The sequence below is a fragment of the Microbacterium sp. KRD172 genome (assembly GCF_017168295.1).
Classification (GTDB): Bacteria; Actinomycetota; Actinomycetes; order Actinomycetales; family Microbacteriaceae; genus Microbacterium; species Microbacterium profundi.
This window is the reverse complement of the sequence record NZ_JABFAS010000002.1, coordinates 1,199,582-1,224,544: the sequence shown is the minus strand read 5'-3', so window position 1 is coordinate 1,224,544 and position 24,963 is coordinate 1,199,582. Positions and strand designations below refer to the sequence as shown.

The 24,963-nt window shown below is 66.8% G+C and carries 29 protein-coding genes and 1 tRNA gene; 11 read left to right on the top strand and 19 right to left on the bottom strand.

Going from position 1 to position 24,963, the window contains the following annotated elements; genetic code table 11:
• The first annotated feature begins 140 nt into the window (after positions 1–140).
• A complete protein-coding gene (locus J1M43_RS06240; protein ID WP_206476294.1) occupies positions 141–932 on the top strand; it encodes a DUF2510 domain-containing protein in 792 nt (263 codons plus the stop codon).
• Between the two features lie 65 nt (positions 933–997).
• Here the strand turns inward: J1M43_RS06240 and prfB are convergent, their stop codons facing one another.
• Positions 998–2,107 (bottom strand): peptide chain release factor 2, encoded by a 1,110-nt coding sequence (prfB, locus tag J1M43_RS06235; RefSeq protein ID WP_033106875.1) that lies wholly within the window; start codon positions 2,105–2,107, stop codon positions 998–1,000.
• Positions 2,108–2,212: 105 nt separating this feature from the next.
• Here prfB and J1M43_RS06230 point away from each other — a divergent pair, with 105 nt between their 5' ends.
• Positions 2,213–3,427: an MFS transporter gene (locus tag J1M43_RS06230; protein ID WP_052167026.1), complete on the top strand. Its 1,215-nt coding sequence runs from the start codon at positions 2,213–2,215 to the stop codon at positions 3,425–3,427.
• Between the two features lie 15 nt (positions 3,428–3,442).
• On the opposite strand, the gene J1M43_RS06225 is transcribed toward J1M43_RS06230, so the two are convergent.
• Genes J1M43_RS06225 through J1M43_RS06195 form a run of 7 tightly spaced genes read right to left on the bottom strand, consistent with a single transcriptional unit; the run spans position 3,443 to position 7,862 of the window.
• Positions 3,443–3,868, bottom strand: a complete 426-nt coding sequence (locus J1M43_RS06225) for a pilus assembly protein TadG-related protein (RefSeq protein WP_033106980.1) — start codon at positions 3,866–3,868, stop codon at positions 3,443–3,445.
• Complete coding sequence (locus J1M43_RS06220) at positions 3,865–4,302, bottom strand: TadE family protein (RefSeq protein ID WP_234001186.1); 438 nt, start codon at positions 4,300–4,302, stop codon at positions 3,865–3,867. The genes J1M43_RS06225 and J1M43_RS06220 overlap by 4 nt, the downstream gene beginning before the upstream one ends.
• Positions 4,289–4,690, bottom strand: coding sequence for a TadE/TadG family type IV pilus assembly protein (locus J1M43_RS06215; protein ID WP_033106872.1), 402 nt, complete (start codon positions 4,688–4,690; stop codon positions 4,289–4,291). The genes J1M43_RS06220 and J1M43_RS06215 overlap by 14 nt, the downstream gene beginning before the upstream one ends.
• Before the next feature lies 1 nt (position 4,691).
• Positions 4,692–4,892, bottom strand: a complete 201-nt coding sequence (locus J1M43_RS06210) for a hypothetical protein (protein ID WP_033106871.1) — start codon at positions 4,890–4,892, stop codon at positions 4,692–4,694.
• A 35-nt stretch (positions 4,893–4,927) separates the two neighbouring features.
• The gene (locus J1M43_RS06205) at positions 4,928–5,866 is read right to left on the bottom strand and encodes a type II secretion system F family protein (protein ID WP_033106870.1); all 939 of its coding nucleotides are present in this window, start codon (positions 5,864–5,866) and stop codon (positions 4,928–4,930) included.
• Positions 5,863–6,723: a type II secretion system F family protein gene (locus tag J1M43_RS06200; RefSeq protein ID WP_033106869.1), complete on the bottom strand. Its 861-nt coding sequence runs from the start codon at positions 6,721–6,723 to the stop codon at positions 5,863–5,865. Before J1M43_RS06200 ends, J1M43_RS06205 begins: the two co-directional genes overlap by 4 nt.
• On the bottom strand, positions 6,720–7,862 hold the full coding sequence (locus J1M43_RS06195) for a CpaF family protein (protein WP_206476293.1): 1,143 nt from the start codon (positions 7,860–7,862) through the stop codon (positions 6,720–6,722). The genes J1M43_RS06200 and J1M43_RS06195 overlap by 4 nt, the downstream gene beginning before the upstream one ends.
• Before the next feature lie 138 nt (positions 7,863–8,000).
• Between J1M43_RS06195 and J1M43_RS06190 the strand changes: the two genes are divergently transcribed.
• Both J1M43_RS06190 and J1M43_RS06185 read left to right on the top strand, forming a co-directional pair.
• Positions 8,001–8,082 (top strand) — tRNA-Leu (locus tag J1M43_RS06190).
• Between the two features lie 45 nt (positions 8,083–8,127).
• On the top strand, positions 8,128–8,886 hold the full coding sequence (locus J1M43_RS06185) for a DedA family protein (protein ID WP_206476292.1): 759 nt from the start codon (positions 8,128–8,130) through the stop codon (positions 8,884–8,886).
• 18 nt (positions 8,887–8,904) lie between these two features.
• Here J1M43_RS06185 and J1M43_RS06180 read toward each other — a convergent pair whose 3' ends face one another.
• Positions 8,905–9,711, bottom strand: coding sequence for a Ku protein (locus J1M43_RS06180; RefSeq protein ID WP_033106866.1), 807 nt, complete (start codon positions 9,709–9,711; stop codon positions 8,905–8,907).
• Between the two features lie 60 nt (positions 9,712–9,771).
• On the opposite strand from J1M43_RS06180, the gene ligD reads away from it, so the two are divergent.
• Complete coding sequence (gene ligD, locus J1M43_RS06175; RefSeq protein ID WP_033106865.1) at positions 9,772–11,775, top strand: non-homologous end-joining DNA ligase; 2,004 nt, start codon at positions 9,772–9,774, stop codon at positions 11,773–11,775.
• Positions 11,776–11,784: 9 nt separating this feature from the next.
• On the opposite strand, the gene J1M43_RS06170 is transcribed toward ligD, so the two are convergent.
• From J1M43_RS06170 to murI, 4 genes are all read right to left on the bottom strand, one after another.
• The gene (locus tag J1M43_RS06170) at positions 11,785–12,144 is read right to left on the bottom strand and encodes a hypothetical protein (RefSeq protein ID WP_372460283.1); all 360 of its coding nucleotides are present in this window, start codon (positions 12,142–12,144) and stop codon (positions 11,785–11,787) included.
• A gap of 112 nt (positions 12,145–12,256) precedes the next feature.
• A complete protein-coding gene (rdgB, locus tag J1M43_RS06165) occupies positions 12,257–12,847 on the bottom strand; it encodes an RdgB/HAM1 family non-canonical purine NTP pyrophosphatase (RefSeq protein ID WP_033106864.1) in 591 nt (196 codons plus the stop codon).
• Positions 12,844–13,593, bottom strand: coding sequence for a ribonuclease PH (gene rph, locus J1M43_RS06160; RefSeq protein ID WP_033106863.1), 750 nt, complete (start codon positions 13,591–13,593; stop codon positions 12,844–12,846). Before rph ends, rdgB begins: the two co-directional genes overlap by 4 nt.
• Positions 13,590–14,456, bottom strand: a complete 867-nt coding sequence (gene murI, locus J1M43_RS06155; protein ID WP_052167012.1) for a glutamate racemase — start codon at positions 14,454–14,456, stop codon at positions 13,590–13,592. Before murI ends, rph begins: the two co-directional genes overlap by 4 nt.
• A gap of 62 nt (positions 14,457–14,518) precedes the next feature.
• On the opposite strand from murI, the gene J1M43_RS06150 reads away from it, so the two are divergent.
• Positions 14,519–15,844: a nicotinate phosphoribosyltransferase gene (locus tag J1M43_RS06150; protein ID WP_206476291.1), complete on the top strand. Its 1,326-nt coding sequence runs from the start codon at positions 14,519–14,521 to the stop codon at positions 15,842–15,844.
• Positions 15,845–15,886: 42 nt separating this feature from the next.
• Here the strand turns inward: J1M43_RS06150 and J1M43_RS06145 are convergent, their stop codons facing one another.
• The 3 genes from J1M43_RS06145 to J1M43_RS17065 are packed head-to-tail and all read right to left on the bottom strand — an operon-like array spanning position 15,887 to position 19,430.
• Complete coding sequence (locus J1M43_RS06145; RefSeq protein ID WP_033106861.1) at positions 15,887–16,153, bottom strand: DUF3039 domain-containing protein; 267 nt, start codon at positions 16,151–16,153, stop codon at positions 15,887–15,889.
• Between the two features lie 50 nt (positions 16,154–16,203).
• The gene (locus tag J1M43_RS06140) at positions 16,204–17,733 is read right to left on the bottom strand and encodes a hypothetical protein (RefSeq protein WP_235272424.1); all 1,530 of its coding nucleotides are present in this window, start codon (positions 17,731–17,733) and stop codon (positions 16,204–16,206) included.
• 11 nt (positions 17,734–17,744) lie between these two features.
• A complete protein-coding gene (locus tag J1M43_RS17065) occupies positions 17,745–19,430 on the bottom strand; it encodes an ABC transporter ATP-binding protein (RefSeq protein WP_307823282.1) in 1,686 nt (561 codons plus the stop codon).
• A 233-nt stretch (positions 19,431–19,663) separates the two neighbouring features.
• Here J1M43_RS17065 and J1M43_RS06130 point away from each other — a divergent pair, with 233 nt between their 5' ends.
• The 3 genes from J1M43_RS06130 (at position 19,664) to J1M43_RS06120 (ending at position 21,756) form a co-directional block, all read left to right on the top strand.
• Positions 19,664–20,356 carry an NTP transferase domain-containing protein gene (locus tag J1M43_RS06130; protein WP_033106859.1) on the top strand — a complete coding sequence of 231 codons (693 nt, stop codon included), beginning with the start codon at positions 19,664–19,666 and terminating at the stop codon, positions 20,354–20,356.
• An 80-nt stretch (positions 20,357–20,436) separates the two neighbouring features.
• Positions 20,437–21,375 (top strand): hypothetical protein, encoded by a 939-nt coding sequence (locus J1M43_RS06125; protein ID WP_307823281.1) that lies wholly within the window; start codon positions 20,437–20,439, stop codon positions 21,373–21,375.
• 75 nt (positions 21,376–21,450) lie between these two features.
• Positions 21,451–21,756 carry a hypothetical protein gene (locus tag J1M43_RS06120; protein WP_206476290.1) on the top strand — a complete coding sequence of 102 codons (306 nt, stop codon included), beginning with the start codon at positions 21,451–21,453 and terminating at the stop codon, positions 21,754–21,756.
• Between the two features lie 12 nt (positions 21,757–21,768).
• On the opposite strand, the gene J1M43_RS06115 is transcribed toward J1M43_RS06120, so the two are convergent.
• The 3 genes from J1M43_RS06115 to J1M43_RS06105 form a co-directional block, all read right to left on the bottom strand.
• Entirely contained in the window at positions 21,769–22,074 is a 306-nt protein-coding gene (locus tag J1M43_RS06115; RefSeq protein ID WP_084595835.1) for a helix-turn-helix domain-containing protein, read from the bottom strand.
• A gap of 104 nt (positions 22,075–22,178) precedes the next feature.
• Positions 22,179–22,418, bottom strand: coding sequence for a hypothetical protein (locus tag J1M43_RS06110; protein WP_033106856.1), 240 nt, complete (start codon positions 22,416–22,418; stop codon positions 22,179–22,181).
• Between the two features lie 2 nt (positions 22,419–22,420).
• Entirely contained in the window at positions 22,421–22,693 is a 273-nt protein-coding gene (locus J1M43_RS06105; RefSeq protein ID WP_033106855.1) for a type II toxin-antitoxin system Phd/YefM family antitoxin, read from the bottom strand.
• Positions 22,694–22,857: 164 nt separating this feature from the next.
• Here J1M43_RS06105 and J1M43_RS06100 point away from each other — a divergent pair, with 164 nt between their 5' ends.
• Positions 22,858–24,453, top strand: a complete 1,596-nt coding sequence (locus J1M43_RS06100; protein WP_206477331.1) for an acyl-CoA carboxylase subunit beta — start codon at positions 22,858–22,860, stop codon at positions 24,451–24,453.
• The gene (locus J1M43_RS06095) at positions 24,450–24,716 is read left to right on the top strand and encodes an acyl-CoA carboxylase subunit epsilon (RefSeq protein WP_033106853.1); all 267 of its coding nucleotides are present in this window, start codon (positions 24,450–24,452) and stop codon (positions 24,714–24,716) included. The genes J1M43_RS06100 and J1M43_RS06095 overlap by 4 nt, the downstream gene beginning before the upstream one ends.
• Positions 24,717–24,963 lie beyond the last annotated feature (247 nt).

Below are 24,963 nucleotides of genomic sequence, written 5' to 3'. Positions count from 1 at the left end.
CTCACCGCGAGCGACACCCCCTGAGACGGAGAGCGCTCCCCATGTGAACGCGAGCGGAATCCCTGATAAGCATGTCCCAGTAGTGGTTCGCGTCAGTGCGTACCCGGGGACATCGCCGAACACCGGTATCGAGGAGAGACATGAGCACGCCTGCAGGCTGGTACGACGACGGATCCGGACGCCAGCGCTGGTGGGACGGTCAGCAGTGGACCGAGAACTTCGCGCCCGAGACGCCGGCAGTACCCGCCCCGCCGTACGCTGCTCCGGGCGCATACCCTGCGCCGACCGGCGGCGGGTATCCGGCCGCCGCGGGGAATTACTCGTCCGCACCGGCGTCTCCCCCGGCATCCGGCCCGTCCATCGTGGGCTGGATCGCGCTCGGCGCAGCCGTGCTCGGTTTCATCACGGTGTGCATTCCACCGATCCTCGGCGTCGGCTGGTTCCTGCTGGCGACCGCCTTCGTCCTCTCGATCATCGCGTTCTTCCTCCGCGGGAAGAAGTGGGCTCCGATCGTCGCCATCTGCCTTTCCGTCGTCGGCGCGATCGTCGGCGCCATCATCGCCTTCGTGATCCTCACCGCCGCGTTCATGACCGCCGTCGACGAATATTCGCCGCCCACGCCGTTGCCGTCGATCTCGGCGGACGCCGATGACGAGTCAGACGCCGATGCCGGAGCCACCGGCGATCGCCCGAGCACGGATGAGGTCGCCGAGGGCCTGCGGGTGATCGTCGGCGCGCAGGGCGCCACCGGCTACGAGAACGACACCATCCCGTGTCTCGCCCAGGAGCTGGTCGACAATCCTGATGTGTCGGACGAGACACTGTCCGCGATCGCGCGTGGTGAAGGCGACTTCGGCGATTCGACGGGGGCATTGGAGTTCGCCACCGGGCTGTCCGAAGCGGTCGTTGTCTGCGCCCCAGACCTTCAGTAACGGATGTGAAGCAACGAGACCCACGACATCGTGCATCGTGGGTCTCTCGCTCTGTCGTCTGACTGTCAGTCTTCGTCTCTGCGCTTGCGCCAGCGGATGCCGGCCGAGATGAAGTCGTCGAGATCGCCGTCGAACACGGCGGCGGGGTTGCCCGACTCCTGACCTGTGCGCAGGTCCTTGACCAGCTGCTGGCCATAGAGGAAGTACGAGCGCATCTGATCGCCCCAGCTCGCCGTGATGTTTCCGGCGAGCTCCTTCTTCTTCGCGGCTTCCTCCTCCTTCTGCAGCAGCAGGAGTCGGGTCTGCAGCACGCGCATGGCGGCGGCGCGGTTCTGGATCTGCGACTTCTCGTTCTGCATCGAGACGACGATGCCGGTCGGAAGGTGCGTCAGGCGCACGGCCGAGTCGGTCGTGTTGACGGACTGACCGCCAGGGCCGGACGAGCGGAAGACGTCGACGCGGATGTCGCCCTCAGGGATCTCGACCGCAGTGGCCTCCTCCATGAGAGGGATGACCTCGACTGCGGCGAAGCTGGTCTGGCGCTTGTCCGCAGAGCCGAATGGGCTGATGCGCGCGAGGCGGTGCGTGCCGGCTTCGACCGACAGCGTGCCGAAGGCATAGGGCGCCGTGATCTCGAAGGTGGCGGACTTGATGCCGGCGCCCTCCGCATATGAGGTGTCCATGACCTTGGCCGGATACTTGTGCTTCTCCGCCCAGCGCAGATACATGCGCATGAGCATCTCGGCGAAGTCGGTGGCGTCGTCGCCGCCGGCGCCCGAGCGGATCGTGATGATCGCCGAGCGGTCGTCGTACTCGCCATCGAGGAGCGTCTGCACCTCGAGTTGGTTCATCACATCGGTCAGCGCGGCGAGTTCGCCCCGCGCCTCCTGGCCGGATTCCTCATCGCCCATCTCGTTGGCGAGTTCGACGAGCACCTCGAGATCGTCGAGGCGCTGTGCGATGCCGGTGATGCGGGCGAGCTCGGACTGGCGATGGCTGAGGGCACTGGTCACCTTCTGGGCGCGCTCGGTGTCGTCCCAGAGGTCGGGTGCGCCCGCTTCCTCACTGAGCCGGGCGATGTCCTCGCGCAGCCTGGAAACATCCACGACCTCGCTGATATCGCCGAAGGTGTGCCTGAGCGCCTGAATTTCGGCGGAGAGATCTAGTTCGAGCATGACACCCCAGCCTACCGTGGATCGTCGGTGATCTGAGGGGGCGCCTTCGCGGAGTAGCGTGGCCGTGTGAGCAGCGCGTCAGCGGTCCTGAGGCAGTTCGGACCGATGGTGTACCTCCCCACGATCCTGTTCGCCCTCGGAGAGGGCGCCGTCATCCCGCTGATCCCGGTGATCGCCGCGAACATGGGTGCCGACGTCGCCTCGGCCGCGCTGGTCGCATCGGCGCTCGTGATCGGGCAGCTGTGCGGCAACCTCCCCGCCGGATGGGCGGTCGCCCGAATCGGCGAGCGCTTCACGATGGTGATCGCCGGCGTGATCTCCATCGGCGCCGTCATCGGGATGGTGCTCGCTCCGGTGCTTGCGATCTTCGCAGCATCCGTGTTCCTGCTGGGGTTCTGCGCTGCGGCCTTCGGACTCGCCAGGCACGCGTTCATGACGACCAGGGTGCCGGTCGCGTTCCGGGCCAGGGCACTGTCGCTGCTAGGCGGCAGCTTCCGCCTCGGCGTGTTCGTCGGCCCGTTCGTCACCGCCGCTCTGCTGCAGGTGTTCAACGAGCATGCCGCGATCTGGTTCTTCCTCGGCTGCCTGATCGTCATGGTGGTGCTGGTGCTGTTCGGACCCGATCCGGAGAAGACGACGCCGTCGATCGGGTCGAACTCCACTCTCGCGGAGGACACCGGAGAGGCGGTGACCGGCTCGATCCCGACGGCCGAACGTCTCGGGATCTTCCGCACCATGTGGGAGTACCGTGGCGTGCTCGGGCGACTGGGGCTGGCTGCCGCCTGCCTGTCCGGGGTGCGATCGGCACGGCAGGTCGTGCTGCCACTGTGGGGCGTGTCGCTGGGGCTCGACGCGCAGACCATCGCGCTGGTCGTCGGTGTCTCCGGAGCGATCGACTTCGCCCTCTTCTACGCGAGCGGCCAGGTCATGGACCGCTTCGGGAGGCTGTGGGCGGCGATGCCGGCGATGGTGCTGATGGGCATCGGGTTCCTCGTGCTCTCGTTCACGCACGACGGCGATTCCGCAGTGCTGTGGTTCGGGATGCTGGCGGCCGTGCTGGGCGTCGGAAACGGCCTCTCCAGCGGCATTCTGCTGACGCTCGGCGCCGACACCGCACCGAAGCAGGAACCGGCGGCTTTCCTCGGCTCGTGGCGGACGCTCACGGACGCCGGTGGCGCTGTCACCCCGCTGATCGTGTCCGCGGTGACCGCGATCGCCTCGCTGTCCGTGGCATCGGGCGTGATCGGCGTCGTGGGACTGATCGGGGCGCTCGGTTTCATCCGCTGGATCCCCCGGTTCAGCCCTCGGCCGGATCGCTGACGTCCATCGGCTGGCCTACCGCAGCGCCGTGCGGCTCGTCGCCGTGGCTTCCAGCGGTACGCCTTCCGGCACGAACGGTGAGAACAAGGGCGGGCGCCAGGCGGTGGCGACAGTCACACGTGCGGTGACGCCGTCGGGAGCGGATGCCGAGACGAGAGTCGCGTCGGCCGCCACTGCGTCGACGATCGCGAGCGCCTGCTCCTGCACTCCGGCATCCGTCAGCTCGGCACGCACCGCGTCGCCGTCGACGACGAGGGTGAATCCGTCGGCTCCGGCGAGCGCCGCGGCATCCGCGAGGGAATCGAGCCGCTTCTGCGCGATGTACAGATCGGTCGCGCAGGTGCAGACGAAGATCACGGCGATCGCGAGCGCGACGTATCCGAGCAGGAGCGGGAGGATGCTGCCGTCCTGGTCATCCGCGAAGATCGAAGACCGCGTCATCCGGTGCCCCACAGACGCGACACCTTCTGCGCAGCGGCGGCTTCAAGCGGAATGCTCGCAGCCTTGTCGAGGCCGAAGATCGGCGGCACGAACGGCAGCGAGACGCGCGTGGTCACCGTGACGATGACCGTCGCGCCGGCCGAGGGGCACGCGGCTCCTGCCGGGGAGCACGACATGGACACCTCGACGTTCTCGGCATCCATCCCGTATTGGTCCACGACGCTCGCGAGCACGGCGTCGCCGTTGACCGCCGCTGACTCGACGTCGTCGGCCTGGCCGATCACCCTGGCGGTGTGTCTCGCCGCGGCCTCGACACCGAGAAGGCTCTCCTGCACCGCGCCGAGAGTGATCACGAGGTATGCGAGCGGGACGAGGAGGATGACGCCGACCGTGATGAACTCCAGGGCTGCCGAGCCGTCGTCACTCTTCGCCAAGTGTCTCCAACGGCGCATCCGCGTTCACCTCCATCGCGTACGGAATGCCGAGCAGGCCGATGATGGGCAGGGTGGTGCGCACTGTCACGACGGCCGTCGCATGCCCGAGCCGGTCGCTCTCGGCGACGGCGATGTCCTCCGCATAGGTCGCACCGACAGCGCGGGTGATCGACTGCCGCGTGCGCTGCGCCCCCTCCTCGAGCGCGGTGTCGGCGAGAGCCGCGTACTGCGCGCCTTCGACGGCGGCATCGTGCACGACATTGCGCACGTACACCGCGAACCCCAGCTGCAGCACGGCAAGGGTGAGGACGGTGAGCAGCGAGCCGACGAGAACGAACTCGACCGGGCTCGACCCGCGCTCGTCCGCCGCCGCCTCTCGCCAGTGCATGTCAGAGTCCGGACACTCGTGAGATCGCCTGCTCGAACAACCCGGTCAAGGCCGGGCCGGCCACCGCCCAGATGAGGACCACCAGGCCGGCCGTCATGAGCGTGACCAGCACCCAGCCGGGCACATCCCCGGTCTCGTCCTCGGCGAGCTCTCCGGCATCGGCGGTGAGCGCCGCCCACCAGCGTTCGATTGCTCTCATCATCAGTCCTCTCGTAGTGGATCGTTCGGGGTTCTGTTTCAACCGAGTCCGAGTCGCAGGATGAACAGTCCAGGGAACACGGCGAAAAGCACACTCAGCGGCAGGATCAGGAAGACCAGCGGCAGCATCATGTAGATCTCGCGCCGACCCGCCTGCTCGATGAGAACGCGTTTCGCGTCCTCACGCGCGTCTGCGGCCTGCGAATGCAGCACGCCGGCGAGCGGGGCGCCGTGCTCGAGCGCAGCGATCACCTGGTCGACCGCGCGCGACAGGCCCGGCAGTCGCAACCGCGCGGCCATCTCCGCGAGAGCATCCGCCAGCGGTGATCCTGTTCCGACGGCGAGCACGACCTGTCGCAGCTCTTGAGTGAGCTCGCCGGAGCCGATCGCGGCGACACGGCGCAGCGCGTCGAAGAAGCCCTCGCCTGCGGACAGGCACAGCGCGACGAACTCCAGAGTGGTCGGCAGCTCGTCGCTGAGCCTGCCCAGCCGCGACTTGACGCGGGATGAGAGAAGCACGTCGACGACGATCGCTCCCGCCGCCGCGACGAGAAGAGGCAGCACGGCCGCCGGTGGCGTCATCCGCCCTGTCAATGCGAGGATCACGACGAGTATGCAGCCGACGCCGAATCCCGTGACCGCCCACCCGAGCTGGCGGGCACGGAATGATGCCGGCGCCTCGTCCGTCCCCGCCTGGGCGAGCCGCAGAGCCAGCGCATTGCCGCCGCCGAGACTGCGCGCGAACATGTCCTTCAGCCGCTCCCACATGCTCCCGGTGCGGAGGGGAAGCACTCCCGCCTTCGGAAGAATCCCGGACGGCAGCGCGGCATCGTCGACAGCATCCCGCACATACGGTGCGATGCGCGTGGTCAGTGAAGCGGCGCCCCACCGCGGCGCGGCTGCCAGGATGCAGAGGATGCCTGCGGCCAGGATTCCGCCGAGCAGGATCGCCATCGCCGCATCGGTGACACCGCTCATGCGAACCACCGCCTGGGTTCCGGCAGCCGTCCGATACGCACCATGATGCGGAACGCCACGACCGAGACGGCGGCGCCACCGCAGATCACGAGCACACCTTCAGGGCTCGTGTACGCCTGTGCTCCCTCCGGGCGCAGCGCCAGCAGCCCGAGAATGATCCACGGCGCGACGACGCCCAGCACGGCCGCCCCGCGAATCCACGACTGTCGCGCTTCGACCTCGCCGCGCAAGGCCGCATCCGCCCGCACGGAGGACGACAACGCCCGCAGCACGCCGGTGAGTTCGGTTCCGCCCACCTGCCTCGCCATCTTCAGGGTCTCGACGATCCGGTCGGCGATGGGATCGGCGAGCGAGGTCTTCAGCCTCTCGATGCTGCTCTCGAAACGACCGGTGGAGTGGAGATCTCGCGCGAACACGACGAACGCCGGGCGCACCATCGCAGGTGCCGATTCGGCCAGCGACGCCACGGCATCGGGTAGGGACAGCCCGACGCGGATCGATGCGATGAGGAGATCGCAGACATCCGGCCACAGCTGTCTGCGGGCCTTCAGCAGTCGGAGACGGCGCGAGCGCAGGAACGCGATCGGAGCAGACGCTCCCCCGATCGTGGCGAGGACCGCCAGTGTCGGGATGCCGGTGATCAACCAGACGGTCGCAGCAGCGGCCAATGCGATCGCGATGACGATGGCCACGACGGTGCGCTGCTGCACGGAGGCGTAGCCTGCCTCGTCGATCAGGCGAACGAGCCATCCGCTCCTGGTCGCCGGGCGCATATCCTTCTCACGCTGCGGCCAGAGCCACGGCGACGCGGACAGGAGCAGCCCCGCCGCGAGAATCGCTCCGACCAGCAACGTCATACCGGAGGCTCCGCCCGGTAGAGCGAGCGTGTGATGATGCGTCCCTCCACGACCTCGCCGGTCGGAGCGATCACCTCGGTGACGTGGCGTCCACCCGCGGCATCCCGCGCGCAGTGCACGACCAACGAGACCGAGGCGGCGAGGGCGGGGGCGATGAACGAGCGATCGATGTTGCGGCCGGCGAGCAGTGGCAGGATCGTGAGCTTCTCCAGCGCCTCCACTGCGGAGTTCGCATGGACCGTTCCCGCGCCCGGTACTCCCGTGTTGAGAGCGAGCACCAGGTCGAGCGCTTCCGCATCTCGGACCTCACCGACGACAAGACGATCCGGCCGCATGCGCAGAGCTTCTTTCACGAGGCGGCGCAGGGTGATCTCGCCGGTGCCCTCGAGGCTCGCCTGGCGGCCCTGCAGCGCGACGAGGTCCGGCCCGTCCACTGCGAGTTCGAATGTCTCCTCGACCGTGATGATGCGCTGGTTGTCGGCGCAGGCCGCGAGCAGCGCGCCGAGCAGGGTGGTCTTGCCTGTGTGAGTCGCACCAGACACGATCACGCTGAGGCCGTCGCGCATCGCTCTGTTCAGCATCTCCGCGACTTCCGCAGGGAGCGTCCCCAGCTCGACCAGCGCCCCCAGGGTGCGGTAGCGGGGCAGGAACTTCCTGATGTTCACCGCCCATGAGCCGCGGACGACATCGGCGATGGCGACGTGCAATCGCGAGCCGTCGGGCAGTGACGCGTCCACGAAGGGCTGGCTGATGTCGACGCGGCGGCCGGTGGCCTGCAGCATCCGCTCGACGAGATCCCGCACCATCGCATCCGTGAGCCGCAGGCTGATCCGCTCCGAGACGCCCTCTCGCGCGACGAAGACACGATCGGGCCCGTTCAACCAGATCTCCTCGATCTCGGGATCATCGAGGAGCGGTTGAAGGGGCCCGAAACCGCTGACAGAGGCGAGCACGTCGCGCACGCAGGCGATCTCGTCGTCGATCGTCTCTTCGCCACGCGACAACGCGAGGTCGTTGTGCCGTCGCACCTCGGCCTGCGCGATGCGCCTGGCCTCCTCCGGCGAGAGCGAGGGATCAGTCCTCTCCGCGCGCAGACGCCGACGCACACGCTCGGCGACGACGAGGGTGCTCTGGCTCACACCGGCATCCTCGCAAGAATCCGCCGACGACCTCGAAAGTTATCCACAAGCGGTGCCACGCAGACGAAGAACCCTCGGCATTCACTCCGGATATCCCCCGGTGATCGCGGCCGACGCACTGGCTAGACTTGACCACGCGCGGGAGTGGTGGAATCGGTAGACACGCAGGATTTAGGTTCCTGTGCCCCAGGGCGTGTGGGTTCAAGTCCCACCTTCCGCACAGCACGTTCGATTGACCTCCGCACGAACCGCTCGACGGGACACCATGAATCAGATCTCACTCATTCCTTGGCTCGATCCTGCCGTCATCATCGGAGCAGCCGGTCCATGGGCTCTGCTCGTGGTCTGCTTCATCGTGTTCGCCGAGACCGGACTTCTGGTCGGCTTCCTTCTCCCCGGCGACACTCTGCTCGTGATCGCGGGCCTGCTGACCCACACCAGCAACGTCTTCGGTTTGAACATCTGGGTGGTGGCCCTGCTCATCGCCCTCGCGGCGTTCGTCGGAGGTGAGGTCGGATATCTCATCGGACACAAGGGCGGCCCGGCCGTGTTCGAACGTAAGGAATCGGGCCTGTTCAGCAGAAAGAACGTCGAGCGCACGAACGCGTTCTTCGAACGCTACGGCGGCCTGACCGTGATCCTCGCGCGGTTCGTGCCGATCGTGCGCACGTTCACCCCCGTCGCTGCCGGTGTCGGTCATATGCCTTGGAAGCGCTACAGCCTCTACAACCTCATCGGCGCCGTTCTGTGGGGCTTCGGTCTGACCATGCTCGGCTACGTGATCGCATACATCCCCTGGATCCGGGATCTGGTCACCGAGTACATCGACGTCATCCTCCTGATCGCCGTGGGCGGCACAGCGGTCGTCACTCTGTGGCACTACTTCTCAGAGCGCTACAAGATCAAGAAGGAACTCGCCGCCGGCGGCGACGCGACGGTCGACGCCGCAGAGGCCGAACATCTCACACTCGACAAGGACGTGTTCGACCGTGCCCCCGACCTGGACGGCGACGGCAAGCACTAGCCGGTCAGCGGCAGCGCCTCACCCGGCATCCTTCTTCTTGGCCCGTGAGCGTTCGACGCTCGCCTTGAGCGCCTCCATCAGGTCGATGACCTCGCCGCCCTTCTCGTCCTCGCCCTCGTCGGCGAAGGTCTCCTTGACGTCGAAGGTCTCACCCGCCTCGATCTTCGCGTCGATCAGCGTGCGGAGTTCCTTCTGGTACTCGTCGACGAACGATTCCGGATCGAAGTCGCTGGAGTAGCTGTCGACGAGGCTCGATGAGAGTTCGAGCTCCTTCTTGGAGATCTTCACGTCCTCATCGAGCGACGCGAACTCGGCCGCTCGCACCTCGTCGGCCCACAGCAGCGTCTGCAGCACGAGCACATCACCGCGCACGCGCAGCGCGGCGAGCCGCGTCTTCTGGCGGAGGGTGAAGCGCACGATGGCCGTGCGGTCGGTCTGCTCCAGAGTCTTGCGCAGCAGCACGTACGCCTTTGCCGACTTGGAATCCGGCTCGAGATAGTAGGCCTTGTCGAGCGTGAGCAGATCGACCTGCCCGCTCGGCACGAACTCGACGACGTCGATCTCACGGCTGCGCTCTGCGGGCAGCGCGTCGAGGTCTTCCTTCGTGAGGACGACCATCTGACCGTCATCCTCATAGGCCCTGTCGATGTTCTGATAGGCGACGACCTCGCCACAGACCTCGCACGTGCGCTTGTAGCGGATGCGCCCGCCGTCCTCATCGTGCACCTGATGCAGCGAGACGTCGTGGTCCTCGGTGGCGGAGTACACCTTCACCGGGACGTTCACGAGCCCGAACGTCAGGGCGCCTTTCCAGATCGACCTCATGTGACCAGTACACACCGCGGAAGCAGTCGAATGCCAGGGGCTTGCGGTTACTCTTTCGTCATGGCCACAAGTGCGCAGGTCGTCGATGTCGACGGCCGCCGTGTGCGCCTCACGAATCTCGACAAGGTCCTCTACCCCGAGACCGGGACCACCAAGGGCGAGGTGATCGCCTACTACACGGCGGCCGCTCCCCGGATGCTTCCGCTGCTGGCCGGTCGGCCGATCACCCGCAAGCGATGGGTGGAGGGCGTCGGGACAGCGGATGCTCCAGCAGATGCGTTCTTCGCGAAACAGCTGGATGCCGGGGCGCCGAGCTGGGTGCACCGGATGCCGATCGAGCACTCCGGCGGCCAGAAGGAGTATCCGATCGCGGACGACCTGCCCACGCTCGTGTGGCTGGCCCAGGTCGCGAGCATCGAGCTGCATGTTCCGCAGTGGAGATTCAGCGCGTCGGGCGAACGACAGGGCCCTGACCGCCTCGTGCTGGACCTCGATCCTGGCCCCGGCGCGGACCTTCCGCTGTGCGCCCACGTCGCCGGACTCGCCAGGGACATCCTGCATGACATAGGCCTGGATCCCGTCCCCGTCACGAGCGGCAGCAAGGGCATCCACCTGTACAGCCATCTGGACGGCACGCAGACGAGCGACCAGGCCTCGGCGATCGCCCGCGAGCTCGCCCGCGCCATCGAGGCAGATCACCCCGACATCGCCACCAGCACCATGTCGAAGGCGGTCCGCGGCGGGAAGGTGTTCCTGGATTGGAGCCAGAACAACGGCAAGAAGACGACGATCTCGCCGTACTCCTTGCGCGGACGTGCGCATCCGACGGTGGCGGCTCCCCGCACCTGGGACGAACTCGACGACCCCGACCTGCGCCAGCTGCGCTTCGACGAGGTCATGGACCGCGTCCACGCCGGGGTCGATCCCCTCGTCGGCCTGATCGCCGCCTCGAACTCCGACCCGCTCGATCCGTACCGTGAGAAACGGGATGCCGCCAAGACGCCGGAGCCCATGCCGCAGGCACCCCCGGCACCGGATGCCGGCGGGGCGCTGGTCAGCTGGACGATGCCGAAGGGTGTTCCTGAGGCTCCCGCTGGATCTCCCCCTCGTCCGATGCTCGCCGACTCAGGGACAGTGGGCCTGGTCCGTTCGTTGCGCGATCCGTGGATCGAGATCAAGTGGGACGGCATTCGAGCGGTCGGCACGTGGGCGCACGGCCGGATGACGCTGCACGCTCGCAGCGGCACGGAGATCACGGCGAGGTACCCCGAGCTCACTGCCGACGGTGCTCCCCATCTCGCGGTCGACGACGCCATCATCGACGGCGAGATCGTCGCGCTCGATTCCTCGGGGCGTCCGAGCTTCAGCCGGCTGCAGAGCCGGATGCATCTGACGAAGGCCCGCGAGGTCGAGCGCGAGGTGATCCGCACGCCGGTCGCCTACTACCTCTTCGATCTTCTACGACTCGACGGGCATGACCTCACCGGGATGCCGCTGCGCGACCGACGAGCGCTGCTGGAGACTCTGGTGGACGGTGTCGACGCGCCGATCGTCGTGCCGCCGGTGTTCGACGATCTGGATGCTGCGCTGGAGACCAGCGATGCGTTCAACCTGGAGGGCGTGGTGGCGAAGGAATCGGGATCCACCTACCGCCCCGGCATCCGCTCCGGTTCCTGGCTGAAGATCAAGCACACCCGCACGCAGGAGGTCGCGATCGCCGGCATCCGCCCTGGCAAGGGCGACCGGGAGGGCCGGATCGGCTCCCTGCTGCTCGCGATTCCGGATGCTGAGACCGAGCTGCTGCGCTATGTCGGACGCGTCGGCAGCGGTTTCACGGAGCGGATGCTCGGCGATCTGGCGGCACAGTTGGAGCCGCTGCGCACGAAGAGCGCCGAGATCACCGGCGTTCCGGCATCTGATGCACGCGATGCACTCTGGGTGCATCCGAGACTGGTCGGTGAAGTCGAGTTCGCGAACTGGACGCCCGACGGAATACTCCGTCACGCGCGCTGGCGAGGATTGCGTCCAGACAAGTCCGTCGACGAGATCGTCGTGGAGTCCTGATGCGTCCGCTCAGGCGTGTGCGTCTTCGCACTCCCCCGCCTCGGCGGATTCGATCTGGAATGTCGAGTGCGCGACATCGAAGTTGTCGGTGAGGCAGTCCTGCAGCTCTTCGAGAAGCAGATCAGAGCGTCCGGTCGCGAGCAGTGCTGGGTCGACCTTGACATGCGCGGTGAACACCGGTGCACCGCGGGTGAGTTGCCAGACGTGCACATCGTGCACGCTGCGCACACCGTCGAACGGGAGCAGATGGTCACGGATCTCGCTGACGTGCGTGTTCTTCGGCGCCGACTCGGCGAGCACCGAGAACACCTCACGCAGCAGCGAGATCGCCCGCGGGATGATCATGACGGCGATCAGCACAGAGAGCACGATGAGGCGGTAGCGGCGGTAGCGGCGGTCCGGGCATGTTTCCCAGAAGAGTTTCCCCGGTTTCCGTCCGGCGAAACCCGCGAAATCCTTCTGGGATGGCCTCAAGCGCCGGCTACAGGACCTGAAGCAGCGGGATCAACGCCTGGAAGGCGCGCGCCCGGTGGGACTGGGACTGCTTCTCCTCGTCGGAGAACTCCCCGACCGAACGCTCAGGCCCGTCCTGGCCGTCAGGGATGAAGATCGGGTCGTACCCGAATCCGCCGCCACCGGCAGCCTCGCGCGCCAGGCGACCGGGCCAGACACCGGCGACCGTGTGCTCGGTGCCCTCCGGCGTCACCAGGGCGATCGTCGACACGAACTGCGCGGCACGATGCGGGTCAGCGATGTCGGCGAGCTGGTCGAGCAGCAGATCGAGATTCGCCTGCGCGTCCTTCTTCTGCCCCGCCCAGTACGCCGAGAAGATTCCTGGCGACCCACCGAGCACATCGACGCAGATGCCCGAATCATCGGCCATCGCAGCCAGTCCGGTGTGCGCAGCCGCGGCGCGGGCCTTGAGCAGGGCGTTCTCGGCGAAGGTCACGCCGTCTTCGACCGGTTCCGGGCCGTCGTAGCCGACGACCTCGAGGTCGGGCCTGGTCATCGCGAGGATCTGCTGGAACTCCGCGATCTTGTGCGGGTTGTGAGTGGCGAGGACGACCTTCACGCCTGCGACTCCGAAGAACCGAGCGCCTCCAACTGATGGCCCTTCAGCGTCTCGCAGCCGGCGAGGCCGAGTTCGAGCAGCGCATCGAGTTCGCGCTTGTCGAATGGCGCTCCCTCTGCGGTGCCCTGCACCTCGACGAACAGACCGCGACCGGTGACGACGATGTTCATGTCGGTCTCCGCACGCACGTCCTCGACATATGGCAGATCGAGCATGGGCGTGCCGTCGATGATCCCGACCGAGATCGCCGAGACCGAGTCGAGCAGCGGCTTCGCGTTCTTGCCGATGAACTTCTTCTCGCGGCCCCATTCGATCGCGTCGGCGAGCGCGACGTATGCGCCGGTGATCGCTGCGGTGCGGGTGCCGCCGTCGGCCTGCAGCACGTCGCAGTCGATCACGATCGTGTTCTCGCCGAGCGCCTTGGTGTCGACGACGGCGCGCAGAGCGCGGCCGATCAGCCGCGAGATCTCATGCGTGCGCCCGCCGATACGGCCCTTGACGCTCTCACGGTCGTTGCGGCTGTTCGTCGCACGCGGGAGCATCGCGTACTCGGCGGTCACCCATCCCTTCCCCTTGCCGGTCAGCCAGCGCGGCACGCCGTTCGTGAAGGATGCTGTGCACAGCACTTTCGTGCCGCCGAAGCTGATCAACGCTGAGCCCTCGGCATTCGCGCTCCAGCCGCGCTCGATCGTGATCTCGCGGAGCTGGTCGGTTGCGCGGCCGTCGGCGCGGACGATGTCGGTCATGAAGTTCCTTCTGGGTTGGAGAGAGCGGCCTCAGCCAGTTCGGAGAGGTCGGGAAGCGTGATCACACCGGTCTGCACGTGCTGCACGTCGCGCACCTCGCGGCCCATGAGGCGGTTTGCGAGCGCGGTGAACTCCTCGGTGGACTCACCAGTGGCCTCGTACACGGCAGTGGCGACGGCATCCGGCGGCGCGAGAAGGTCGCCGCGCACGAGTTGACGGTACACGTCGCCGGCCGTCTCGTCGTCGCTGGAGACGAGAGAGACGCCGTCGCCCATGACGTAGCCGATCGCTCCGCGAAGGAACGGATAGTGCGTGCATCCGAGCACGAGTGTGTCGACGTCGGCATCACGCAGCGGAGCGAGGTACTCCTCGGCCACGGCGAGCACCTCTTCAGTGCCGGTGATGCCCGACTCCACGAACTCGACGAAGCGGGGGCATGCGGCGGTGAACACGGAAAGCCGCTCGTTGACCTCGAGCATGTCCTGGTAGGCGCGCGAGCCGATCGTCCCGACCGTGCCGATGACGCCGACGCGGTTGTTCCGCGTGGTCGAGACCGCACGGCGGACTGCGGGACCGATCACTTCGATGACGGGGACGTCGTAGCGCTCGCGCGCGTCGCGCAGCATGGCGGCGGATGCCGTGTTGCAGGCGATCACGAGCATCTTCACGCCCTGATCGACGAGCGTGTCGAGCACTTCGAGCGAGTAGCGTCGCACGTCGGCGATCGGCTTGGGACCGTAGGGCGAATGAGCGGTGTCGCCGATGTACACGAACGATTCTCTCGGCAACTGGGCACGGATCGCGCGAGCCACCGTGAGCCCGCCGACACCGGAGTCGAAGATTCCGATCGGCGCGTCATTCATGACTATCGAGCCTACCTGCGCCACCACCACGTCGCACTCGCCACGCTCACTAAACTGAGCGCATGACCTCGTCGACGGCGCTGCTCACAGACCGATACGAACTCACGATGCTGGGCGCAGCACTGCGTGACGGCACCGCAGCGCGGCCGAGCGTCTTCGAGCTCTTCTCCCGGCGGCTCTCCGGTGGGCGGCGATTCGGCGTCGTGGCCGGCACAGGACGCCTTCTCTCGCTGCTGCGCGATTTCCGCTTCGGCGACGATGAGCTGCGATTCCTGCACGACGGCGGAGTCGTGGATGCCCAGACGCTGAAGTACCTCGAGAACTATCGGTTCACCGGTTCCGTTCACGGCTACCGCGAGGGGGAGCTGTACTTCCCCGGCTCCCCCATCCTCACCGTCGAGGGCACGTTCGCTGATGCCGTGGTGCTGGAGACCCTCGCGTTGAGCGTGCTCAACCACGACTCGGCCGTCGCGACCGCCGCCTCGCGCATGAGCATGGCCGCCGGTGAGCGACCGTTGGCTGAGATGGGCTCGCGCAGAGCAGCGGAGATGTCCGCCGTCGCCGCGGCCCGTGCGGCCTTCATCGCCGGGTTCGGCTCGACGAGCAACCTCGAGGCCGGGCGGCAGTGGGGCATCCCGACGATGGGCACGGCAGCGCATTCGTGGACGTTGCTGCACGACACAGAGGAAGACGCCTTCCGCGCACAGATCGAGAGCCTCGGCACCGACACCACCCTGCTCGTGGACACCTACGACATCCGCACCGGCGTCGAGACCGCCATCCGGGTCGCCGGCACCGGGCTCGGCGGCGTGCGGCTCGACTCCGGTGACCTTCCGACGGTCGCCGCGGCCGTACGCACTCAACTCGACGCACTCGGCGCGACCGGGACGAAGATCACCGTGACAAGCGATCTCGACGAGTACGCGATCGCAGCTCTGGCCGCATCACCGGTCGACTTCTACGGCGTCGGAACATCGGTGGTGACCGGGTCCGGCTACCCGACGGCAGGCATGGTCTACAAGCTCGTCGCCCGTCAGGATCCCTCAGGATCCTGGGTCGGCGTCGCGAAGGCGTCGACCGACAAGGCGTCCAAGGGCGGACGCAAGGCCGCTTTCCGCACACTGCGAGACGGCGTCGCTGTGGCGGAGACCGTGGTGGTGTCGGACGGTTTCGAAGCGATCAGCACCGGCGCGGAGCATCCGGACTCCCGCTCGCTGCAGGTGATGCTCGTCGACGGCGGCGAGATCGACGACGCCCACGAGGGAGTGCAGGGCACGGCATCCGCTCGCGAGCACCACCTGCGCGTGCGCGAGGAGATGCCGGTGCGAGCGCTTGCGCTCAGCAAGTCCGACCCGGCCATCCCGACGGTCTTCGTCGACGCGGAGTAGATCGAGGCGCCTCCGAGCCCGATCCCTGAGCCTGTCGAAGGGTCAGTTGACCATCGACTCGTAGATCTCCTTGCACGTAGGGCAGATCGGGAACTTCTCCGGGTCGCGGCCCGGGGTCCACTTCTTGCCGCACAGGGCGCGCACCGGCTTTCCGGAGATCGCCGACTCGAGGATCTTGTCCTTCTTCACATAGTGCGAGAAGCGCTCGTGGTCGCCCGGCTCGAGGTTCTCTTCATTGAGAAGTTCTTCCAGTTCGCGATCAAGCGTTGCCACGCCGCCCTGATCGGGGCTGTCCAGCGGAGTACTCATAGCGGTGAGTCTAACCGCCCTGAGCCCGCTGCGGGGCCTGCATCGTGCACTCAGGCGGTCTCGACGAATTCCATGAGACGCGCTCCGCCGCGGTCGTAGATCCGTCCGCCGGCGAATGCGCCCAGCGCGAGGATGACCACGCCGGTGCTCAGACCGATCCAGAACGTCAGGGGGTTGTAGATGCCATCAGTGATGACTGTCATGACGAACAGCCACAGAGTGGGAGCGCTGACGATCAGAGTGCCGATGAACGCAGCGGCCGGGCCGAAGGATCCGCGGGATGCCGACCGCTGCGGCTGCTGGAACGGGCTGTCTCCGGGGCGTGAGACGGCGTACGGCGATACGACGGACGAGATGCTGGACAGGCCGAGGCCGGAGAGGAACAGGCTTGCAGCGAGCCCGACCATCGGCATCAGCAGATACCAGCTCTCGATGATGGCGAGCGTGAGCGGAATCGCGATCGCGAGCACCGGGAGCGCCACGAGTGCCACCGGGACCAGTCGGCCGAGGCGATCCGGAAGCCCGCGTACGCCGCTGGCGACGTGCGTCCACAGCGCGGTCGAGTCGTAGGCGACGTCGTTGTGCGGGAGCCAGCCGAAGAACAGCGCCATGACGGGCACGGGCACGAGGGCGGCGATGTACAGCGGCACGCCTGCGACGAGCAGAGGGAACACCGTGAGGATGCCGGCGATGGGCACGACGACGATGTTCACGATGTACCGGCGATCGCGGAGCCAGTACACCAGGCTTCGCGCCGCGATCGCGCCGAAAGCGGTGCTGGGCAGCAGCGCGAACCAGCCGAGGCCGGTGCGTTCTCGCGATGCCGCCGGCCGCCCCGTCGTCGTCAGCAGTCGGCGTACGACCCACGACCAGGTCAGCCACACCGCGACGACGGTCACGGCCGCGACGATTCCGCTGACCCACGCCCCCACGACGTCGCCGGTGGCGATCGCGAACGGGAATGCCGGAATCGCTGCGAAGGGGGTGAAGCCGACGATCGTCGTCACGACGGCGACCGGACCCGGGACCGCACCGTCCCATTCCAGCGAAGCGAGGAACACTGCGACGGGGAAGGCCACCACGACCACAGCGAGGGCGAAGAGAGCGGTCAGCTCCCTCGAACGCCGCTCGGGCAGCAGAAGTGCGCTCAGCGCCATCCCGATACGAGCGGCCAGCGCGGAGGCGAGAACGCCGATGAGCGACACGAGCACCGCAGTGATCCACGGAGCGCCGAGCTGTACGGCGAGCACGACGATGCATGCGCCGACCGCGAGCAGGGCGAACGAAGGCACGCTGAGCAGCGAGGCGAGAGCGAGGATCCACGGCATCTGCCGCTCGTCGACTCCGAACACGCCGAATCGGCGCGGGTCGAGCTGGTCGGACGCGCCGGTGAGGATCGGCCCGATCAGGAAGCCGAGCAGCACGGCTGCGCCGCCGAGCACGACCACAGTGCGTGCCACCGCGAGGGGCGCATCCGCAAGGCTGAGCACGGCGATGCAGACCGCGACAGTGACGATCACCACCGCGGCGAGTCCGAATACGGTGCGCAGCGCTCGTCCCCCACGCAGGGAGCCGAGCATCAGCGTCAGCCTCAGTCGGAGAACGTGTGCAACCATTCGAGGCCCTCCACCTCGCTGACGCCGCCGGAGAGCTCGACGAATCGGGACTCGAGCGTCTGTCCTGCGCGCACTTCGTCGATCGTCCCCTCGGCGAGTACTTCGCCGCCGACGATGATCGCGACGCGGGAGCAGACGCGTTCGACAAGATCCATGCCGTGGCTGGAGAGGATGACGGTGCCGCCGTGTGCGACGTACGCGCGCAGGATGTCGAGGATCACGGCTGATGAGACCGGGTCGACCGCTTCGAACGGTTCATCGAGCACGAGCACGCGAGGCGAATGGATCATGGCTCCTGCGAGCATGATCTTCTTGGTCATGCCCGCGGAGTAGTCGGAGACGACCCGGTTCAGCGCATCCGCGAGATCGAATGCACGGGCGAGATCTGCCGTGCGCTTCTCGATCACCTCGGCCGCCAAGCCACGCAGCAGCCCGTAGTAGTGCAGCAGCTGCCGGCCGGTCAGACGGTCGAATGTCCGCAGCCGGTCGGGAAGCACTCCCATCAGTCGCTTGGCGCTCAGCGCGTCCGAAGCCTGATCGATGCCGCATACGACGACCTGACCCGAGGTCGCGCGCAGGAGCCCTGCCAGGATCGACAGCGTGGTGGTCTTGCCCGCACCGTTGGGGCCGACGATGCCGTAGAACGAACCGGCGGGAACGGTCAGGTCGATGCTGTTGACCGCTCGCTGGTCGCCGAAGTCCTTGATGAGATCGCGCAGGATGACAGCGGGTGGTGCGGATGCCGGCACCGAGGTGGTCTCTTCGGCCACGGCGGCGGCAGCAGCGGCAGTGGCAGCGGCAGCGGCAGCGGCCACAGTCTCGGTGTCTCGCTCCGGCGCGAGCTCGACACCCATGACTTCTTCGGGTTCGGCTTCCGCGGGCTCGGGCCCGACGGGTGTCACCACCGTGGCGTCCGTCACGGGGTCCACGATCGCAGCTCCGGTGCCCGATTCAGCATCCGCCGGATCCAGGGCGAGGAGGTCGGCGAACAGCGTGTCGTCGGCAACGGCATCCTGTGCCGGGGTCTCGATCTCGCCGATCGGAGACGCAATGGCCTCGCCTGTCGGCGCGGCGTCGTCGGCAGCGACGGCCGGTCTGGGACGAGCCGTGGGTTTCGCTTCGCGTGGCTTCGTCGTTCGCGACTTCGCCGGTGTGGGCTTCTTCGCCGGCGTGGTCTTCGCCGTCGTGGTCTTCGCCGTCGTGGTCTTCGCCGGCGTGCGCTTGGCGGGCGTGCGCTTCGCGGCCGGCGTGCGGGATGCTGTGCTCGCGGTCGACTCGTCGAGAGCGGCGGCCTTCGCTGCGGCGGCCTTCGCTGCAGCGGCCTTGGCCGCGGCAGTCCTGGCCGTGGTGGCCTTCGCTGCGGCGGTCTTCGCGGCGGTTTTGCTCGCAGCCGTGCGCGCGGCAGCGCTCTTCACGGCGGCTGTCTTGGCGGCTGCCGTCCGTGCGGTGGCGGATTTCGCGGCCGCGGCTTTGGCTTCGCCCGATTTCACGGCGGCGGCCTTTTCGGCGGTCGTCTTGGCAGTCGACGTCCTCGGCCGAGCCGCCGCGGCCTTCGACTTCGCAGCGGCTGTCTTCGCCGGGGGCTTCTTGGCAGAGCCGTCGACGGGGGCTGCCGTCACATCGTCCGGGCGATCGGAGCCGTCATCTGGAGAAGCAGTCACCGTCCTAAGGTATCAACGGCTCTGGACTTTCCGAGGGTCAGGCGAAACAATTCAGTCATCGCCTGATCGCGAGCCGCGTGACCTGTGCGTCAGGTGTGTACTCGATCACGAAACGGCAACGGCGATGTCCTGGTCCGGGTGTTCCCAGGGGGCATCGCTAACATGAACACGGCACGAAGAAGTGTCTGGTCGGTGAACCGACTGTGAACACAGATTTCTTGTTAGGAGTAATCGTGACTCTTCAGACCGTCATTCTTGCCGCGGGCATGGGCTCGCGCCTCGGCCGCGCCCTTCCGAAGCCGCTGACCGAACTCAGCGACGGACGCACCATCATGCAGCAGCAGCACGAGAACATCCGTGCCGCATTCGGCAGCGATGCCCGAATCACCACCGTCGTCGGGTACCGCGCAGAGACGGTCATCGAGGCCTTCCCGCACGTGAACTACGTGCACAACGAGCGCTACGACGAGACCAACACCTCCAAGAGCCTGCTGCGCGCCCTCGGCGCCACGGGCAAGAGCGGGGTGCTCTGGATGAACGGCGATGTCGTCTTCGACCCGCGCATCCTCGGCCGCGCGATCGAGTTCATCGAACGCGACCAGTCTTTCGTGGCCGTCAACACCTCGAAGGTGAGCGACGAAGAGGTCAAGTACACGGTGACCGCTGAGGGCTTCATCGACAAGCTGTCGAAGAGCGTCAAGGGTGGTCTCGGCGAGGCGATCGGCATCAACTACATCTCGTCCACGTACAAGAAGGCGTTCATGCGCCAGCTGTCGCGCGTCGACGACCAGGAGTACTTCGAGGGCGGCCTCGAGCTTGCGATCGCCGAAGACGGCCTGCTGCTCGAGCCGATGGACGTCTCGGATCTGTACGCGGTCGAGGTCGACTTCGCCGAAGACCTCGAGCAGGCGAACCTGTACGTCTGATCTTCGCTTTCAGAGAGCCGCGCCCTGTTGCAGGGCGCGGCTCTCTGCTTTCTCCCTGCCGACGAACCTAGGATCGTGCTGTGGCTAAGAAGGTGCACAAGATCCATTCCCTCCCAGACGATTCCGCCTGGGACAAAGGGATTCCACCCGTCGGTTCGGACGAGCACCCTGGTGCGGTGCGGGGCCTTGACCGCGTGCTCGCGATTCAGCGCCCACTCGTGCTGGCTCACATCCGCAGCATCCGTCTGCGCAATCCGCACGCCACGCCCGACCAGCTCGTGCGCATCCTCGAGCGCCGCTATCTCGCGGCTGTGACGACCGGAGGCGCCGCGGTCGGGGCGACGGCCGTCGTCCCAGGGATCGGAACCGGCATCACGCTGGCTCTCTCGGGTGTGGAGACTGTCGGATTCGTGGAGTCGACGGCGCTGTTCGCGCAGTCTCTCGCCGAGGTGCACGGAATCGCGATCGACAATCCCGATCGAGCTCGGGCGCTGGTGATGACGCTGATGCTCGGCAAAGAGGGCGTCGACCTGGTCGGTCAGCTCGCGAAGCAGGTAACCGGTCGCGGCGCGAGCCGCTCGTCGTACTGGGGTGAGCTCGTGACGAAGTCGCTCCCCCGCGCGGCCGTCGGCCCCGTCGTCGATCGACTCAAGACCATGTTCATCAAGCACTTCGCGGCGGCCGGAGGCGCGTCGTTCATCGGAAAGGCACTGCCGTTCGGGGTCGGAGCCGCGGTCGGCGGTGCGGGGAACCATCTGCTCGGCAGGCGCGTACTCACGACATCGCGACGTGCCTTCGGCGTCGCGCCGGCAGTGCTTCCGGCGGAACTCGAGCCAGTGACGGGCGCGGAGAAGATCGAGACCCGGGTGCTGCGCGGAGCTCGGTATGCGGGGGCCGCCGTATCCGGTGCGGCAGGGACCGTGGCACGGGGCGCGGGCTGGGTCGGGCACAAGGTCGGAGATCTCACGCATCGGAAGCGCGGGGAACTCGACTCGCCCTCCACCGACCCGACTGTCTGAGTCTTCTCCCCCGGTCGTGGAGGCCGTCTGCTGAGCGGACTCGGGGCGTCGGATGCCGCTCCTACCGTGGCGGTCATGTTGAGACCCGTCGATCCGAACGAACTGCCTCCCCCTCCTGCCTACCGCGTGCCGTGGCGGGTGGTGCGCTCGGATGCGACTCATCCGATCGTCATCAACGATGGACGCGATGCGGCTGATTTCGTGCGCGTCTTCCGAGATGACGGGGCCGCTTCCGAGCGCACGCAGTTGTGGGGCCAGGTGCTTCCGGCCGAGGAGATCGAGCTGTGCCTGTGTGCTGCCGACCCGGATGAGGCTGTCGTCACGCTCGCGTGGTTCCGTCCGACGGACGGGCTCGAGTATGTGTGGCGGTTCGTGGTGTGAGGCTGCGGGCTGTCAGGCGCCTTCGCGCCGACGCAGTTCACGACGGAAGTCTGCCTCCGAGTACGGCTTCACGTCGTCGGGCAGATCCGCCGCGCTGAGACCGTCGAGGAACACCGTCGGTTTGACCTCGAGCGCCGTGGCGAGCTGGATCAGCACGAACAGGGTCGGATTGCCCTTGCCGCCTTCGATGCGCGCGAGGTGACTGGTGTCCATGTCTGCACGCTCGGCGAGCTTCGATCGGCTCATCGTCGTCTTCGCCCGCAGCTCCCGCACGAGCATTCCGACATGCTCGGATGCTCGGGAACGGGGCGCATTCATCCCTCAAGCATCAGGGCGAGCGACTCCCGACACGGTTGTTTCCATGAATGGGCTTATATACCGTAGTGGATAAGCGTGCCCTGTGATACCCGAGTTGAGATCGATCAGACCCCAGGATTCATCACTCGCAGGCCCGCCCCACGCGCAGCATCCGCCAGCTCAGCGTCATAGGTGATGATCTCACCGCGTCGTCTTGCGACCGCGCCGTGCAGTTCGGTATGCAGCAACCACGACGCGACGAGAACCCGTTCTTGATCGATCATGATCTCGTCGAACAGGTCGTCAGAATGCTCTTCACTGAGCACCAGCTTCGCCGCGGCCGAGGTATCGAGGTAAGCGGCCACCGTCAGTAACCGCGGTCGTATCCGCGGACGTCGGAGATGAGCTCCGCCGTTGTCACGTCAGACTTCAACCTCGGCCGTGACAGCGAAGCGAGCAGCAAAGTCTCCAGCCTCACCTGGCCGAGCTGTTCGAGTTCTTCGAGCACGGTTCTCGTCATCGGAGACAGCCGCGCCACGGGGTGCCCGTGGTTGGTGACAGTGATGGTCTCGCCCGCCTCGACGCGACGCAACACTTCGGCGCTGCTGTTGCGCATCTCACGGTGCGTGATCGTTGTCATGTAGCACGGCGTAGCACTCTCCTGCGGATCTCGCACACGAATCAGTGTCTGCCGGTCACTTGTAGCCGCTCCCCCTCATTTGATCGTGATCGGCCCACACCACCAAAGGATCAGCCGACCCGTTGTGGCGAGCATCCAACGTCCGCTCGCTCCCCGCCGCTAGTGTGGAATCCGTGACGGACACCCCTGACCTCTCCACGACCGCCGGCAAGATCGCCGACCTCCGCGCGCGCTACAGCGAAGCAGTGATCGACGCCGAGACGAAGGCGAAGGAGAAGCAGCACTCCAAAGGCAAGATGACCGCCCGCGAGCGCATCGAACTGCTCGTCGACCCGGGAAGCTTCGTCGAGTTCGACGAGTATGTACGCCACCGCACGACCGCGTTCGGCATGGATCGCAACCGCCCGTACGGCGACTCCGTCGTGACCGGCATCGGCACCATCCACGGCCGCACCGTCGCCGTGTACTCCCAGGACTTCACCACGTTCGGCGGCTCGCTCGGCGAGGTCTCCGGCGACAAGATCATCAAGATCATGGAGTACGCCCTTCAGGGCGGCATCCCGGTCATCGGCATCCTCGACTCCGGCGGAGCCCGTATCCAGGAAGGCGTGCTCGCCCTCAGCAAGTACGGCGAGATTTTCCGACTGAACACGCGCTCGTCCGGAGTCATCCCGCAGATCTCGATCATCATGGGCCCGGCGGCCGGAGGCGCCGTCTATGGCCCTGCCCTCACCGACTTCGTCATCATGGTCGACAAGACCAGCCAGATGTTCGTCACCGGACCCGACGTCATCAAGACCGTCACCGGCGAAGACGTCGGGATGGAAGAGCTCGGCGGCGCCCTCACGCACAACACGCGTTCGGGCGTGGCGCACTATCTCGCCGAGGACGAAGACGACGCGATCGACTACGCGCGCACTCTGCTCGGGTTCCTCCCCGACAACAACATGGCCGAGATCCCCGGCTATGAGAGCGACTTCGAGTGGGAGACCACGGATGCCGATCGCTCGCTGAACACGATCATCCCGGACTCCGCGAACCAGCCGTACGACATGCACACCGTCATCGACCACGTCATCGACGACGACTTCCTCGAAGTGCAGCCGCTGTTCGCCCCGAACATCCTCATCGGCTTCGGCCGCGTCGAAGGCCGCTCGGTCGGCATCATCGCCAACCAGCCTTCGCAGATGGCGGGAACGCTGAACATCGAAGCCGGCGAGAAGGCCAGCCGATTCGTGCGTTTCTGCGACGCCTTCTCGATCCCGATCGTCACGCTCGTCGATGTGCCCGGTTACCTGCCGGGCACCGATCAGGAGTGGACCGGCGTCATCCGTCGCGGCGCGAAGCTCATCTACGCGTACGCCGAAGCCACCGTGCCGCTGGTGACCGTGATCCTCCGCAAGGCCTACGGCGGCGCATACATCGTGATGGGCTCCAAGCAGCTCGGTGCAGACGTCAACCTCGCTTGGCCCACAGCCGAGATCGCCGTCATGGGCGGCCAGGGAGCCGTCAACATCCTCTACCGCGGTGAGATCAAGAAGGCTGAGGAGGCCGGCGAGGACGTCAAGGCGGTACGCACCCGTCTCGCCAACGAATACACGTACAGCGTCACATCTCCGTTCCTCGCTGCGGAGCGCGGTGAGATCGACGGCATCATCGAACCAGCGAACACGCGCGTCTCGATCGCCAAGGCACTGCGCTCACTGCGCGGCAAGCGCAGCGAACTGCCGCCGAAGAAGCACGGGAACATCCCGCTGTGACCACATCGCAACAGCCCTCAGGCGACGAGAGTCCGGCCCGCGACAGCGCGGCAGCGCAGAGCGCAGCCGACGTGCGGATCATCCGCGGCACCGCCAACGAAGAAGAACTCGCGGCTCTCATGGCTGTGGTCGGCGACGCCTATGCGACCGAGTCGGCGGATGCTGTCGCCGAAGAACCTCGCAGCTCGGCGTGGCGGCGCACACAGCGACCGCTGCGCGAACCTCTGCGCCGCGACATCCCCTGGGGACGATTCTCGGGCTGACGGCTGCGCGTTCGATGAGCTCGAGCGTGCGCGTTCGACGAGGTCGGGCCCGAAATCGCTTGTCCCCCAAAATACCTACAGACAAGCCGTGCGCGCCGCAGCAGAATTGGATCAACGCTTCGCGTTCGGTCGGTCTCTCTGCTCCAGGGTAGGCAGACGGTGATCGACCATCTGCGGTCAGTTTTCGGGTAACTGAATCGCAACTGGCGAGGGGCGGGCGGCTTCGCCGCCCCTCGCCCATCTCAAC

Coding starts and splice junctions, on each gene's coding strand:
- murI (WP_052167012.1), bottom strand. CDS start 14,456: ATGAATGACGCGCCGATCGGAATCTTCGACTCCGGTGTCGGCGGGCTC.
- J1M43_RS06105 (WP_033106855.1), bottom strand. CDS start 22,693: ATGACAACGATCACGCACCGTGAGATGCGCAACAGCAGCGCCGAAGTG.
- prfB (WP_033106875.1), bottom strand. CDS start 2,107: ATGCTCGAACTAGATCTCTCCGCCGAAATTCAGGCGCTCAGGCACACC.
- J1M43_RS06140 (WP_235272424.1), bottom strand. CDS start 17,733: ATGCTCGGCTCCCTGCGTGGGGGACGAGCGCTGCGCACCGTATTCGGA.
- J1M43_RS06185 (WP_206476292.1), top strand. CDS start 8,128: ATGAATCAGATCTCACTCATTCCTTGGCTCGATCCTGCCGTCATCATC.
- J1M43_RS06150 (WP_206476291.1), top strand. CDS start 14,519: ATGACCTCGTCGACGGCGCTGCTCACAGACCGATACGAACTCACGATG.
- J1M43_RS06215 (WP_033106872.1), bottom strand. CDS start 4,690: ATGCACTGGCGAGAGGCGGCGGCGGACGAGCGCGGGTCGAGCCCGGTC.
- J1M43_RS06205 (WP_033106870.1), bottom strand. CDS start 5,866: ATGAGCGGTGTCACCGATGCGGCGATGGCGATCCTGCTCGGCGGAATC.
- J1M43_RS06145 (WP_033106861.1), bottom strand. CDS start 16,153: ATGAGTACTCCGCTGGACAGCCCCGATCAGGGCGGCGTGGCAACGCTT.
- J1M43_RS06225 (WP_033106980.1), bottom strand. CDS start 3,868: ATGACGCGGTCTTCGATCTTCGCGGATGACCAGGACGGCAGCATCCTC.
- J1M43_RS06230 (WP_052167026.1), top strand. CDS start 2,213: ATGGTGTACCTCCCCACGATCCTGTTCGCCCTCGGAGAGGGCGCCGTC.
- ligD (WP_033106865.1), top strand. CDS start 9,772: ATGGCCACAAGTGCGCAGGTCGTCGATGTCGACGGCCGCCGTGTGCGC.
- J1M43_RS06210 (WP_033106871.1), bottom strand. CDS start 4,892: ATGATGAGAGCAATCGAACGCTGGTGGGCGGCGCTCACCGCCGATGCC.
- J1M43_RS06200 (WP_033106869.1), bottom strand. CDS start 6,723: ATGACGTTGCTGGTCGGAGCGATTCTCGCGGCGGGGCTGCTCCTGTCC.
- J1M43_RS06180 (WP_033106866.1), bottom strand. CDS start 9,711: ATGAGGTCGATCTGGAAAGGCGCCCTGACGTTCGGGCTCGTGAACGTC.
- J1M43_RS06120 (WP_206476290.1), top strand. CDS start 21,451: ATGTTGAGACCCGTCGATCCGAACGAACTGCCTCCCCCTCCTGCCTAC.
- J1M43_RS06115 (WP_084595835.1), bottom strand. CDS start 22,074: ATGAATGCGCCCCGTTCCCGAGCATCCGAGCATGTCGGAATGCTCGTG.
- rph (WP_033106863.1), bottom strand. CDS start 13,593: ATGACCGACATCGTCCGCGCCGACGGCCGCGCAACCGACCAGCTCCGC.
- J1M43_RS06240 (WP_206476294.1), top strand. CDS start 141: ATGAGCACGCCTGCAGGCTGGTACGACGACGGATCCGGACGCCAGCGC.